Here is an 11,952-nt window from a genome sequence, read left to right on the forward strand (position 1 = left end):
ACCACATCACAGGTGTGGCTTCGCCACACTCACCACATCACAGGTGTGGCTTCGCCACACTCACCACGTAGGGCTGATCGCGCAGTGTCAGGTACACGCGGTCGGGCCCGATCGCCATTCCCGACAGCGGCGCCGACGCGACCGGGCCGCCGGGCAGCCCCGCCCGGTAGTCGATCGTGCGGATCACCGGGATGCTTCCGCTCGGGTAGCCGGTGAAGCTGGCGGTCTCGAGCACCGTCACGTCGCGGTCGGTGGCGGCGTACACGCGGGTGTCATCGGTGCCCAGATAGCGGATCGGCGACGAAAGCCGCGCGCGGGCAAGCACTTCCAGCCCCTTGCCGCCGCGCCGCGAGTCGACGGCGTACAGCACGTTGTCGTCGCGGGTGGCCACGTAGCTGCGCGCCACCGACGTCGAGTCGCCGGCCCACGCGGCGACGTCCATCGGCAGCGAGCCGCGCTCCTCGGGAGGCGACGAGGGGCCTTTGAAGTAGCGGATCCCCGAGGGCCCATACAGGTGGTACTCGATCCCGCGGCCGCGGTTGGCGCCGTCGATGGTGTCCGCGGGCTGCGCGGCGAACGTCGCCGTGGGCAGTTTGCGAAAACCGTACTGGTCCACCGGCGTCACCGACGAGCCGTCGGCGGACAGGGCGAGCAGGATGCGCATGCCGGCGTCCTCGGCGAGATACGCCGGGGCGGGCCCGGCGTCGAACGCGGCGACCGGCCGCAGGGTGGCGATGTCGACGACGGCCACCCGGCCGCGCTCCGGTTGCGGCACGAAGACGTGCCGATCGTCCTTCTGGCTGATCTGCAGGTTGCGCCCGGAGCCCAGGGGCGCCGACTGCCGCGTGTGCGCGGTGCCCGGACCGGTATATGTCACCGCCGCGAGCTTGTGGTCCTCGGTCACGCCCAGCAACGCCTTGTCGTGATACGACCACACGGGGTCATGCAACGCGGTGTCGACCGCCGCCAGCGACACGTCGGGTGTGCTCTCCAGCCTGGCGCCGGGAGCCGAACAGCCCGCCACTAGCACGATCCCGGCGCCCACCGCGCCGGCGCAGCGCCGCCACCGTCGCCGCCGATGGTTCGTCGCTATGGCCACGATCGGGGCAGTACCCCGCCGAGTGGCGGGTTACACCCCGGGGGTTCAGAGAACCGGCCGCCCGCCCGTGACGGCGACCCGCGCCCCGGAGATGTAGCTGGCGTCGTCGGACGCCAACAGCACGTAGATCGGCGCCAGCTCGGCGGGCTGACCGGCCCGCCCCAACGGCACGTTGTCCCCGAACGATGCCACGCTGTCCGGCGGCATCGTCGACGGGATGAGCGGTGTCCAGATCGGGCCGGGGGCCACGCTGTTGACGCGGATTCCCTTGTCGCCCAACAGCTGGGCGAGGCTGGCCGAGAAGTTGGCGATGGCCGCCTTGGTCGCTGCGTACGGCGCCAGGGTGGGGTTGGGGGTGTCGGAGTTGACCGAGGAGCTGCCGATGATCGATGAGCCGGGTCCCATGTGCGGCAGCGCGGCCTTGGCGAGGTGGAAGTAGGCGCCCACGTTGAGCCGGAACGTGTAGTCCCACTCCTCGTCGCTGATCTCGTCGAGGCTCTTGTGCATCATCTGGTAGGCGGCATTGTTGACCAGGATGTCGACGCCGCCGAATTCCTCGACCGCGCGGTCGACCACGGCGCGGCAGTGTGCGGCGTCGGAGAGGTCGCCGCGGACCACCACGCATTTGCGCCCGGCGTCTTCGACGAGGCGGGCGACGTCACTCGCGTCGTCGTCCTCGTTGAGGTAGGAGATGAGCACGTCGGCGCCTTCGCGGGCGAAGGCGATGGCGACCGCGCGGCCGATCCCGCTGTCGCCGCCGGTGACGATCGCCCGCTTGCCGGTGAGTTTTCCCGAGCCGCGGTAGCTGTTCTCACCGCAGTCGGGGACGGGGTCCATTCGCGACTGCACGCCCGGAACTGGTTGTTGCTGCGCCGCAAAACTCATGAGTGGCGGCCCTTTCGTGATGGTTGTACGCCCTTCGTCGGCGGGCTTGTCCGTACGGCTGCGGCTACCCTCCACCGCCGGAATTAATCGCCGGTTGGTCGATCGCGCATAAGGGATGTCGCCAAAACTAATGGTGCCAATGTTAATTCTGTGGCGTGAAAAGCGCTGCGCCGCAAATCAACAACGCCGCTGTTTACGCAGGTGAACGGCTCGCCGCCGGCGACACCGGTTATCGGTGTTTAGCTCCGCTGCCAAAGGGTTATGCGGGGGATTGTGCGTTTATCGCCCTCGTGGGGGAGCGATTGTTCGACACGAAAGGAAAAACATGAAATTCACCATGTCCGCTGTAAAGACGGCCGTCGCTTCCGGCGGCATCGTGGCGGCCGGCGTTTTCGGTGCGGCAACCGCTTCCGCTTCGCCGCCGCCCAACATCCAGGGCTTCGGCGAGAGCGAGCAGCTCGTCGACGGGCCGCTGACCACCACCTACACGGTGAGCAACCTGCAACCGAGCAACGTCTCGATCCCCGGCTACACCCCGAAAGGGACTCTCTACCAGGCCGACATCACCGCCAGGTCCGACGCCGGGCTCGTGACCCCCATGGTCAACGATTTCATCGCCCGCGGGCCCAACGGCCAGAACTACCGGGTGATCGACAAGGTTCAGGTCCCCAACGGGCTTAACCCCGCGCCGATCCCGCAGGGCACCGAATCGACCGGCACCCTGTACTTCGACGTGACCGGCGCGCCACCCAACGGCGTCGTCTACAACGACGGGATGCAGGACATCCTGATCTGGACGTCGAACGTGCCGGGTCAGCCCGCCGGTCCGAACGCACCCGGCGCACCCGGCGCCCCGGCACCGGGCACGCCGCCCAGCCCGCCGGCGCACGCCTGATCCGATTGGCTGATCTCCCCGTGCCACGCCCGTGGCGCGGGGAGATTTGCGTCGGCAGGGATCCCGCGCGGCCGAAAGGGGTACCCAGCGTGCATGACTGACACCGACCACAGGCCAAAGGCAGTACGTGCGCAAGCCAAGCGGCACGCTGAGCGGGCGCGGGCGGCGATGGAGGACAGGCGCAGCGGCCAGGGCGGCGGGCTCAGCGGCTGGGTGGCGCAGCGCGCCGGCAGCTGGGACCTCAGCGGCCAGGACGAGGCGACCCTGCAGCGCCAGAAGTTTTTCTGGAATGTGCTGGTGGACTATTGGTTTCGGATGGAGATCGACGGCTGGGAGAACGTTCCCCGGCCGCCTGCGCTGCTGGTGGGGATCCACTCGGGCGCCCCGTTCGTCTGGGATGCGTGGACCGTCGGTCTGCAGTGGTGGCGACGCTTCGGCCAGGACCGCCCGTTGCACGGCACCGCGCACGACGCGTTGATGGCCATCCCGCTCTTCGGCCGCTACTTCCGTTCGATGGGGGTGCTGCCTGCCGCCCCCGACGCGATCGCAACCGCGTTGGCGGAAGGGCGTGACGTGGCGCTGTGGCCCGGCGGGGAGGTGGATTCGCTGCGCCCGTGGAGCGAACGCGACCGGGCCAACCTCGCGGGGCGAAAGGGCTTCGTGAAGATGGCGATCCGCGCCGGCGTGCCGATCGTGCCGATCGCGACCGTCGGTGGCGCCGACGCGATGCCCGTGCTGATTCGCGGCGACCGGTTGTCCAGGGCGCTGGGGCTCGACCGCCTGCTGCGGCTCAAGGTGTTTCCCGTGGCGGTCTCCCTGCCGTGGGGCATCGCCCCCGCGGCGCTGCCGCAGCTGCCGCTGCCGGCCAAGATCAGGACCCGGTTCATGCCCGTGGTCGAACTCGATCACGACCCGGCGCGCGCCGAGGACGACGACTACGTCGACCGCAAGTACCGCGAGGTCGAAGACGCGATCCAACAGGGCATGGACGCCCTGGCGCGCAAGCGCGCGCTACCGCTGTTCGCTTGAGCGAAAGCCCTCACGCGACGGGGTCATTGGGCGATCGTGTCTGTCGCGGGCCGGGCGCTGGAGGCCCAGACCGGAGTCAGCGTCGACTCGCTGACGATCCATTCCGGTTGCGGCGGCGTGGCCGCCATGTAGCCGACACCGCGGACGGTGTCGATGAGCGATTCGTGCTGCGGTCCCAGTTTGGCGCGCAGCCGCCGCACGTGGACGTCGACCGTCCGGACCCGGCCGTTGCAGTCATAGCCCCACACCTCGTGCATGAGCCGGGTGCGGGTGAAAGCCCGGCCCGCATGCTGCACAAGGAAATTCAGCAGCTTGAACTCGGTAAGCGTCAGGGCCAGGTCCTGGCCGTCGAGCGAGGCGGTGAAGCTGGCCGGGTGCAGCAACAGGTCGCCGAATTTCAGCATGCCGTCCATCGCGCTGCGCCGCCGCGCGATCGCCAGCCGCAGCCGCGCCTGCAGTTCGTCGGCCCCGGCGTCCGGCAGCAGCACGTCGTCGCAGTGCCAGTCGACGTCCACCGCCATGAAGCGCGCCGGCGCCACCATGGCGACCACCGCAACGGACGGCGCGTCCGAGGTCAAACGGCGGCACACGCCCCGGGCCGCCTCGAGGTCGGTGCGCGCGTCGATGATCGCGACGTCGGCTGCGTCGCGCTGCCCGTCGAGATGGTGGGTGAGCGGGGCGCGCCGCACACTATGGGTGATCGATTTCAGGGTGGGTAACGCCGATTCGAAGTCGTCCTCGTCGCTAAGCAATAGAACGTCCAAAGACATCTCCATACTCGTGAGTTGTCATCGCCCCCCACCCGTAGGCACCTCACGGCGAGATGTCTGCCAGCGCAGCGCTGAATACCCGTTTCAAAGCAAGACTATGCAAAGTCTATGGCCGGACCCGGGAAAATCGACGGGTCCGGCCCGTTTTCACGGACCGGACCCATCTTCGCGACAAGCTACTGGTTGGCTTTTTGACGCTCCTCGGCCGCCTCGGCGCCGCCGCGAGCGGCCTCCGCCTGGGCTTCCTTCTTCGCCGCGTCGCGCTGGGCTTCGGCCTTGTCCTGCTGGGCCTGGCCTTCGCGCGTCAGGTCATCGCGGCCGGTGACCGCGCCGACGGCTTCCTTGGCCTTGCCCTTGACGTCCTCGACGACGCCCTTCACCGCTTCGGCAGGTCCCGACTTGTTGTCCGCCATGAAATGTGTCCTCCTCATCGGCGTACGTGCTGAGCGATTGTTGCTCAACGTCACACGGCGAGGCGTGGTCCTCATTCTCAAGACCCTGGGTTGCCCCCCGCGTCGGTGCGGATTCCCCGCGCCGCCCCTCGCCCAAACATCTGGCACCGGAAGCAAAGCCGCGTCGCGGCGGCCCCCATCGCGAACTGTGCAGATATTGCACCCCGCCCACGCCGCATTGTGCTGCGATGAGGCAGGATGTGAAATGCCGTTCCGGATGAGAGTTCGCCCGGGATGGCACTCTCATACGAGGAGTTTGATGACGGAGTCCAGGGAGCCCCGCAGCACCAACGGCGTACCGGAGAGTCGCTCCAAGTATTCGCGGGTGTTGCTCAAGCTCGGCGGTGAAATGTTCGGCGGCGGCCAGGTCGGCCTGGACCCCGACGTGGTGGCGCAGGTCGCCCGCCAGATCGCCGAGGTGGTCCGCGGCGGCGTGCAGGTCGCGGTGGTAATCGGCGGCGGCAACTTCTTTCGCGGCGCACAGCTTCAGCAGCGGGGCATGGAGCGCACCCGTTCGGACTACATGGGCATGCTCGGCACCGTGATGAACAGCCTCGCGCTGCAGGACTTCCTGGAGAAGGAGGGCATCGTCACCCGGGTCCAGACCGCGATCACCATGGGTCAGGTCGCCGAGCCCTACCTGCCCCTGCGCGCGGTCCGTCACTTGGAGAAGGGCCGCGTGGTGATCTTCGGGGCCGGCATGGGGCTGCCCTACTTCTCCACCGACACCACGGCCGCGCAGCGCGCGCTGGAGATCGGCGCCGAGGTGGTCTTGATGGCCAAGGCGGTCGACGGCGTGTTTTCCGCGGACCCGCGGCATCACCCCGAGGCCGAGTTGATCGCCGCGATCAGCCATCGTGAGGTGATCGACCGCGGGCTGCGGGTGGCCGACGCCACCGCGTTCAGCCTGTGCATGGACAATGGCATGCCGATCCTGGTGTTCAACCTGCTGACCAACGGCAATATCGCCCGCGCGGTCGCTGGTGAGAAGATCGGGACGCTGGTCACCACCTGAGGGGAAGACAATGATTGACGAGGCACTCTTCGACGCCGAAGAGAAAATGGAAAAGGCCGTATCCGTGGCCCGCGACGACTTGTCAACCATCCGGACCGGCCGCGCCAACCCGGGCATGTTCTCCCGGATCGTGATCGACTACTACGGCACCCACACCCCGATCACTCAGCTGGCCAGCATCAACGTCCCCGAGGCGCGGCTGGTCGTCATCAAGCCCTACGAGGCCGGCCAGCTGCACGCCATCGAGACCGCGATCCGCAACTCCGACCTGGGCGTCAACCCCACCAACGACGGCACCCTGATCCGGGTCGCGGTGCCGCAGCTGACCGAGGAACGCCGCCGCGAGCTGGTCAAGCAGGCCAAGCACAAGGGCGAAGAGGCCCGGGTGTCGGTGCGCAACATCCGGCGCAAGGCGATGGAGGAGTTGCATCGCATCCGCAAGGACGGCGAGGCGGGCGAGGACGAGGTCGGTCGCGCGGAAAAGGATCTCGACAAGACCACGCATCAGTACGTCACCCAGATCGACGAGCTGGTCAAGCACAAAGAAGGCGAGCTGCTGGAGGTCTAGCGGCCGTTCAGCAAGGATGTCCGTGGCAACTACCGGCGCAGGGTCCCCGCCCGACGAGCCCGCGCGTGGGTCCAGCGAAACGGTGCGCGAGCCGGCCAAGAAGACCTCACGGGCCGGGCGCGACCTGCCCGCGGCGATCGCGGTGGGCGCCGGCATCGGCGCCGTTCTCATCGTGACGCTGCTGTTCGCCCCGCGCGTCTGGGTGGGTTTCTGCTCCGCGGCCACGCTGATCGCCAGCCACGAGGTGGTGCGGCGGCTGCGCGAGGCAGGATATGTCATCCCGGTCGTCCCGCTGCTGGCCGGCGGGCAGGTCACGGTCTGGCTGACCTGGCCCTGTGGTGCCCGCGGCGCGCTGGCCGGCTTCGGCGCGACGCTGGTGATCTGCATGGTCTGGCGGCTGCTGATGCGGGACGCGAGCCGCCACCACGATCCAGCGGCCGGCCCGCCGCCCCCGTCGAACTACCTGCGGGATGCGTCGGCCACGGTGTTCCTGGCCGCGTGGGTCCCGCTGTTCGCGTCCTTCGCCGCGTTGCTGGTCTACCACCCGAAGGAGGGCGCGGGCCGGGTGTTCTGCCTGATGATCACGGTCGTCGCCTCCGACGTGGGCGGCTACGCCGTCGGAGTGCTCTTCGGCAAGCATCCGATGGTCCCGACGATCAGCCCGAAGAAGTCCTGGGAGGGGTTTGCCGGCTCCTTGGTCCTCGGGATCACCGCCGCCATCCTGACCGCGACCTTCCTGGCCCACCGGCCGCCGTGGGAGGGCGCCGTGCTGGGCCTCGTGCTGGTGCTGACCTGTACGTTGGGTGACTTGGTGGAATCCCAGGTCAAGCGCGACCTCGGCATCAAGGACATGGGCCGGCTGCTTCCCGGCCATGGTGGCCTGATGGACCGCCTCGACGGCGTGCTTCCGTCGGCGGTGGCGGCCTGGACGGTGTTCACATTGCTGCCGGCCTGACAGCACCCATACTGGACGGGTCATGGTCGGTGAGTTGATTTTCGATGCGCCGCGGCCGAGCAGGCCGCCGCGGCACCTGGCCGACCTCGACGAGGCGGGCCGCGCGGCGGCCGTCGCGGAGCTGGGATTGCCCGCGTTTCGCGCCAAGCAGCTCGCGCACCAGTACTACGGCCGGCTGATCGCCGACCCGCGCGAGATGACCGACCTTCCGGCCGCGGTGCGCGACGAAATCGCCGCCGCGATGTTCCCCACCCTGCTGACGGCGGTCGCCGACGTCACCTGTGACGCCGGCGAAACCCGAAAAACGTTGTGGCGGGCCGTTACCGGCGGCGCCACCGTCGAGTCGGTGCTGATGCGCTACCCGCAGCGCAACACGGTGTGCATTTCGTCGCAGGCCGGCTGCGGCATGGCCTGCCCGTTCTGCGCCACCGGCCAGGGCGGCCTGACACGCAACCTGTCCACGGCCGAGATCCTCGAACAGGTCCGCGCGGCCGCCGCGGTGGTGCGCGACGACTTCGGCGGCCAGCGGCTGTCCAACGTGGTCTTCATGGGCATGGGGGAGCCGTTGGCCAACTACGCCCGGGTGGTGGCCGCGGTGCGGCGCATCACCGAACCCCCGCCGCACGGGTTCGGCATCTCGGCGCGCTCGGTGACGGTGTCCACCGTGGGCCTGGCCCCGGCGATCCGCAAGCTCGCCGACGAACGCCTCGGCGTGACCCTGGCCCTGTCGCTGCACGCGCCCGACGACGAACTGCGCGACACGCTGGTCCCGGTCAACAACCGGTGGAAGATCGCCGAGGCGCTCGACGCCGCCCGCCACTACGCCGACGTGACCGGCCGGCGGGTGTCGGTGGAGTACGCCCTGATCCGCGATGTCAACGACCAGCCGTGGCGGGCCGACCTGCTGGGCAAGCGGCTGCACCGCGCGCTCGGCCCGTTGGTGCATGTGAACCTGATCCCGCTCAATCCCACGCCGGGCAGCGACTGGGATGCCAGCCCCAAGGCGGTGGAGCGCGAATTCGTGCGGCGGGTCCGCGCGGCGGGGGTGTCGTGCACGGTGCGGGACACGCGCGGGCGGGAGATCAGCGCCGCGTGCGGACAGCTGGCCGCCGAGCGTCGAGCAGGCGGGTAGCCGCGAGCGCCGAGCGTGCAACTGTGGCGAAGTTTTGGCCGACTTTCGCAACCACTTCACGTTCGACCATCCGACCCCAGGCCCGATGAACCCGGCGGCGCGGCGGCCCGTGTTCAGGGCATGCTCCGTTTGTCAGTTGTGCTCAAGCTATCTGGCGCCGCGGCGTTCGCGACGGCCCTGATGCTCGGCCTGGGCGCCGCGCCGCGCGCGGCGGCCGCCGACGACCGCCTGCAGTTCACCGCGACCACGCTCGCCGGCGCGCCGTTCGACGGCGCCGGCCTGCAGGGCAAACCGGCGGTGCTGTGGTTCTGGACGCCGTGGTGCCCGTTCTGCAACGCCGAGGCCCCCGGCGTCGGCCAGGTGGCCGCCGCCAACCCGGCCGTCACGTTCGTCGGCGTCGGGGCCCACTCCGACGTCGCCGCCATGCAGACCTTCGTGGCCAGGTACCACCTGAATTTCATTAACCTCAACGACGCCGACGGCGCGATCTGGGCGCGCTACCACGTTCCCTGGCAGCCGGCATACGTGTTCTACCGGGCCGACGGCAGCTCGACGTTCGTCAACAACCCCACCTCGGCGATGTCCCAGGACGAACTGGCCGGCCGGGTGGCCGCGCTGCGCTGATGGATCGGGGGCTCGTCGGCCTGGCCTTCGCCGCGGGACTCGTGGCGGCGCTGAACCCCTGCGGGTTCGCCATGCTGCCGGCGTACCTGATCCTCGTGGTGCGTGGCGGGCCGTCCGGCGAACGTTCCGGGCCGGCCGCGCTCGCTCGCGCGGGGGTGGCGACCGCCGGGATGGCGCTCGGCTTCGTGACGGTGTTCGGGTTGTTCGGCGCGCTGACGCTGTCGGCCGCGGCGACCGTGCAGCGCTACCTGCCCTTCGGAACCGTGGCGATCGCGGTTGTGCTTGTGGCGCTGGGGATTTGGCTGCTGGCGGGCCGGGAGCTGAAGCCCGTGTCACTCGGGCCCCGTTGGGCCCCGACCGCGCGGCTGGGATCCATGTACGGCTACGGCGTCAGCTATGCGCTCGCGTCGTTGTCGTGCACGATCGGGCCGTTCCTGGCGGCCACCGCCACCGGGTTGCGCGGCGGCTCGGCCCTCACCGGCGTCGCCGTCTATCTCGCGTACGTCGCGGGCCTGACGCTGATCGTGGGCGTCCTGGCCATCGCCGCGGTGACGGCCGGCGCGGCCGTGGCCGACCGGCTGCGGCGAGCGTTGCCGTTCGTCAACCGGGGCGGCGGAGCGCTGTTGGTGCTGGTCGGGCTGTACGTGGGCTACTACGGCGTCTACGAGCTGCGCCTGTTCAGCGCGCAAACCAACCCGCAGGACGCGGTGATCGCCTCGGCCGCCCGCCTGCAGGGCGCGCTGGCCGGCTGGGTGCTCCGACACGGCGGTTGGCCCGGGGCGGTGGCTCTGCTGGTCCTGGTGGTAGCCGCCGCCGCCGGCCGGCGCGTACGCCGCCGGCACCGCGTGACACTTGTCTTGACATTAAAGTGATGTCATCATGACGTCATGGATTTGCAGCCGTATGTCGACGCCGTCCGGCACGAATTGCGGACGGCCGCCGCGGCCGCGGGCCCCGAAGCGCAGGAGCTGGCCGACCGGCTCGGCGCGCCGCTGGACTCGGCGCTGCGGCTGGCGCTGCTGGAGGCGCTGGCGGGCGCCGCCGAGGAGATAACCGGCGAGCTGGCCCCGGGATCGGTCGAGGTGCGGCTGCGCGGCCGCGACCCCGAGTTCATCGTCACCGGCGCGCCCGACGAAGGGCCGCCCGACGCCGCTGCCATCGCCCCTTACGACGACGACGGCGGCGGCACCTGGCGGGTCTCCCTGCGGCTACCCGAGGGGCTGCGGTCGCCGGTCGAGGCGGCCGCCCGCCGCGACGGCGTGTCGGTGAACGCCTGGCTGGTGCGTGCCGCCGCCGCGGCGACCCGGGGGACCGGCGAGGCCGCCCCCACATCCGAATCCGCCCGCCGCGTCACCGGCTGGGTCCGCTGATTCGCCCACCCGAGAAGGAGACAGACATGCCGAGCTTTGCCACCCCCGAGCCGATCGACGTGCGCATCGACGCCAGCGCGGGCTGGGTGCGGCTGGTCGCGACCGAGCGCGCGGACACCGTCGTCGACGTGCTGCCCGGCGACGAATCGCGCAGCGCCGACGTGTGGGCCGCCGAGCACACCCGGGTGGAGTTCCACAGCGGAAGGCTCGTGGTGTCCGGCAGCAAGCGCGGGCTGTTTCGGGGCGGGCTGGTCGACATCGAGGTCGAGTTGCCGGCACGCTCGCGGCTGCACGCGACGCTGGGCCTGGCCACCCTGCGCGCCGAGGGCGAATACGCCGACGTCAAGGTCGCCGGCGCCAGCGGCGACGTCGAGGTCGACGCGGTACGGGGCCGGCTCAAGGCCAACAACGCCTCGGGGTCGTTCGCCGTGCACACCGTCGACGGCAGCGCCTCGGTCGCGACCGCCTCCGGCGACGTGACGATCGGGGAGCTGCGCGGCGATCTGAAGTTTGCCGGCGCGAGCGGTTCGCTGTCCGTCGGGCGGCTGGCCGGAGAGCTGAAGTCGCGCACCGCGTCGGGGTCGGTGGACGTCGCCGCGGCCGTGTGCGGCGGTGTGTCGGTGCGCACCGGCAGCGGCGAGGTCGCGGTCGGGGTGGCCGAGGGCACCGCGGCGCGCCTGGACGTCGCCACCGGATCCGGGGCCGTCAACAACACACTGCAGCCGTCGGACGGTCCGCAGCGCGGCGACGAGACCGTCGTCGTACAGGTGCGCAGCGGCTCCGGGGACGTGAACATTCACCGGGCGAACCCGGCGGCCGAACCGGTCGGGGCTACCTGAGCCAGCCGCGGCGGCGGCCCCAGCCGTCGCGGATCAGGACCACGGCCGTGAACACGGCGAACCCGACCAGAAACACGTCCTCGATGTGCCCGACGTGGTTGCCGCGCAGCATCGCCAGCAGGAAGATCACGATGACCAGGCCGGTGGCGCGCCAGGTGCGGTAGTTGATCCTGCTCCACCCCCACGCGGCCGACGGCACCTCGGCGACGTCGACGCCGTTGACGTGCTCCACCTCGGTACTGGCGGTACTGGCCACGGTGATCCCTTCCGGTCGGCTTCTGCAGAGATTCTGGCACACGCGCTGTCAGACCGGGCGGGG

At 70.1% G+C, this 11,952-nt stretch carries 16 protein-coding genes; 11 read left to right on the forward strand and 5 right to left on the reverse strand.

What is annotated here, in order from left to right; all coding sequences use genetic code 11:
* Window positions 1-37: 37 nt before the first annotated feature.
* Window positions 38-1,099: a YncE family protein gene (locus tag AC5Y43_RS00525; RefSeq protein ID WP_499968205.1), complete on the reverse strand. Its 1,062-nt coding sequence runs from the start codon at window positions 1,097-1,099 to the stop codon at window positions 38-40.
* A 45-nt stretch (window positions 1,100-1,144) separates the two neighbouring features.
* Window positions 1,145-1,984 carry a glucose 1-dehydrogenase gene (locus tag AC5Y43_RS00530; RefSeq protein WP_499968207.1) on the reverse strand — a complete coding sequence of 280 codons (840 nt, stop codon included), beginning with the start codon at window positions 1,982-1,984 and terminating at the stop codon, window positions 1,145-1,147.
* 155 nt (window positions 1,985-2,139) lie between these two features.
* Between AC5Y43_RS00530 and AC5Y43_RS00535 the strand changes: the two genes are divergently transcribed.
* The 3 genes from AC5Y43_RS00535 (at window position 2,140) to AC5Y43_RS00545 (ending at window position 3,908) form a co-directional block, all read left to right on the forward strand.
* Window positions 2,140-2,313, forward strand: a complete 174-nt coding sequence (locus AC5Y43_RS00535; RefSeq protein WP_499968209.1) for a hypothetical protein — start codon at window positions 2,140-2,142, stop codon at window positions 2,311-2,313.
* Complete coding sequence (locus AC5Y43_RS00540; protein WP_499968211.1) at window positions 2,310-2,879, forward strand: MPT63 family protein; 570 nt, start codon at window positions 2,310-2,312, stop codon at window positions 2,877-2,879. Before AC5Y43_RS00535 ends, AC5Y43_RS00540 begins: the two co-directional genes overlap by 4 nt.
* Before the next feature lie 93 nt (window positions 2,880-2,972).
* Window positions 2,973-3,908, forward strand: a complete 936-nt coding sequence (locus AC5Y43_RS00545; RefSeq protein ID WP_499968213.1) for a lysophospholipid acyltransferase family protein — start codon at window positions 2,973-2,975, stop codon at window positions 3,906-3,908.
* 23 nt (window positions 3,909-3,931) lie between these two features.
* Here AC5Y43_RS00545 and AC5Y43_RS00550 read toward each other — a convergent pair whose 3' ends face one another.
* Together AC5Y43_RS00550 and mbp1 are read right to left on the reverse strand one after the other, a co-directional pair.
* The gene (locus tag AC5Y43_RS00550) at window positions 3,932-4,678 is read right to left on the reverse strand and encodes a winged helix-turn-helix domain-containing protein (protein WP_499968215.1); all 747 of its coding nucleotides are present in this window, start codon (window positions 4,676-4,678) and stop codon (window positions 3,932-3,934) included.
* Window positions 4,679-4,854: 176 nt separating this feature from the next.
* Window positions 4,855-5,091, reverse strand: a complete 237-nt coding sequence (mbp1, locus tag AC5Y43_RS00555) for a microaggregate-binding protein 1 (protein ID WP_499964420.1) — start codon at window positions 5,089-5,091, stop codon at window positions 4,855-4,857.
* A 298-nt stretch (window positions 5,092-5,389) separates the two neighbouring features.
* Between mbp1 and pyrH the strand changes: the two genes are divergently transcribed.
* The 8 genes from pyrH to AC5Y43_RS00595 all read left to right on the forward strand — a co-directional run bounded on the left by pyrH (window position 5,390) and on the right by AC5Y43_RS00595 (window position 11,633).
* Window positions 5,390-6,145, forward strand: a complete 756-nt coding sequence (pyrH, locus tag AC5Y43_RS00560) for a UMP kinase (protein ID WP_499968217.1) — start codon at window positions 5,390-5,392, stop codon at window positions 6,143-6,145.
* A gap of 10 nt (window positions 6,146-6,155) precedes the next feature.
* Complete coding sequence (gene frr / locus AC5Y43_RS00565; RefSeq protein ID WP_499968219.1) at window positions 6,156-6,713, forward strand: ribosome recycling factor; 558 nt, start codon at window positions 6,156-6,158, stop codon at window positions 6,711-6,713.
* Window positions 6,714-6,729: 16 nt separating this feature from the next.
* Window positions 6,730-7,668: a phosphatidate cytidylyltransferase gene (locus tag AC5Y43_RS00570; protein ID WP_499968221.1), complete on the forward strand. Its 939-nt coding sequence runs from the start codon at window positions 6,730-6,732 to the stop codon at window positions 7,666-7,668.
* A 22-nt stretch (window positions 7,669-7,690) separates the two neighbouring features.
* Window positions 7,691-8,800, forward strand: a complete 1,110-nt coding sequence (rlmN, locus tag AC5Y43_RS00575) for a dual-specificity RNA methyltransferase RlmN (protein WP_499968223.1) — start codon at window positions 7,691-7,693, stop codon at window positions 8,798-8,800.
* A 120-nt stretch (window positions 8,801-8,920) separates the two neighbouring features.
* Window positions 8,921-9,424 carry a protein disulfide oxidoreductase gene (locus tag AC5Y43_RS00580; protein ID WP_499968225.1) on the forward strand — a complete coding sequence of 168 codons (504 nt, stop codon included), beginning with the start codon at window positions 8,921-8,923 and terminating at the stop codon, window positions 9,422-9,424.
* Window positions 9,424-10,296 carry a cytochrome c biogenesis CcdA family protein gene (locus tag AC5Y43_RS00585; RefSeq protein WP_499968227.1) on the forward strand — a complete coding sequence of 291 codons (873 nt, stop codon included), beginning with the start codon at window positions 9,424-9,426 and terminating at the stop codon, window positions 10,294-10,296. The genes AC5Y43_RS00580 and AC5Y43_RS00585 overlap by 1 nt, the downstream gene beginning before the upstream one ends.
* A 15-nt stretch (window positions 10,297-10,311) precedes the next feature.
* A complete protein-coding gene (locus AC5Y43_RS00590; RefSeq protein WP_499968229.1) occupies window positions 10,312-10,794 on the forward strand; it encodes a histidine kinase in 483 nt (160 codons plus the stop codon).
* Between the two features lie 26 nt (window positions 10,795-10,820).
* Window positions 10,821-11,633, forward strand: a complete 813-nt coding sequence (locus AC5Y43_RS00595; RefSeq protein ID WP_499968231.1) for a DUF4097 family beta strand repeat-containing protein — start codon at window positions 10,821-10,823, stop codon at window positions 11,631-11,633.
* Here AC5Y43_RS00595 and AC5Y43_RS00600 read toward each other — a convergent pair.
* Window positions 11,626-11,889, reverse strand: a complete 264-nt coding sequence (locus AC5Y43_RS00600) for a DUF2631 domain-containing protein (RefSeq protein ID WP_499968233.1) — start codon at window positions 11,887-11,889, stop codon at window positions 11,626-11,628. The two genes, AC5Y43_RS00595 and AC5Y43_RS00600, sit on opposite strands and share 8 nt — an antisense overlap.
* Window positions 11,890-11,952: the final 63 nt, after the last annotated feature.

Source organism: Mycobacterium sp. NGS57 (genome assembly GCF_059812405.1).